This is a genomic window from Vibrio sp. L85 (assembly GCF_963871815.1).
GTDB classification, from domain to species: domain Bacteria; phylum Pseudomonadota; class Gammaproteobacteria; order Enterobacterales; family Vibrionaceae; genus Vibrio; species Vibrio harveyi.
The window spans coordinates 1-460 of sequence record NZ_CAWMYL010000177.1 but is presented as its reverse complement, the minus strand read 5'-3'; the positions used below and the strand labels follow the sequence as shown (position 1 = coordinate 460).

The 460-nt window shown below is 40.0% G+C and carries 1 protein-coding gene; it reads left to right on the top strand.

All coding sequences use genetic code 11. From position 1 onward, the window contains the following. Positions 1 to 4: 4 nt before the first annotated feature. A partial coding sequence (locus AACR11_RS19445; protein ID WP_323128421.1) for a ParA family protein occupies positions 5 to 460 on the top strand: 456 nt, incomplete at its 3' end.

Here is a 460-nt window from a genome sequence, read left to right as displayed (position 1 = left end):
TCGTATTATTGAAACGTCTCTAACAAAGATTAATCGTGAACGTATCTTGGATAAGCAATTGGCTAGGCTTGGCGAAAGGTATGACTTCATTCTTCTTGATACTCCTCCGAATCTTTCATTAACTACTCTTAATGCGATTCAGGCATCTGATCTTATTTTAATCCCTGTCGATTCAGGAGCATTTTCATTGGATGGAATCAGTCCACTTCTAGAAGCTGTATCAGAAATCAAAGACGATGACGCGAACTATCTTATCCTGAGAAATGAAGTTGACGTGAGAAATACGGTTATCAATGAGTTCATAGAAGAAGAGTTGGAAGTAGCTAAAGAGAAAGTATTGTCTGTAGCAATACGCCGCTCTGAACATGTTAGCCAGGCCAACGCAGTTAGTGCTCCGGTTCGTTTCTACAAGGCTGGTTCTTTGGTTAATAATGACTACCGTAAACTAGCTGCGATGATT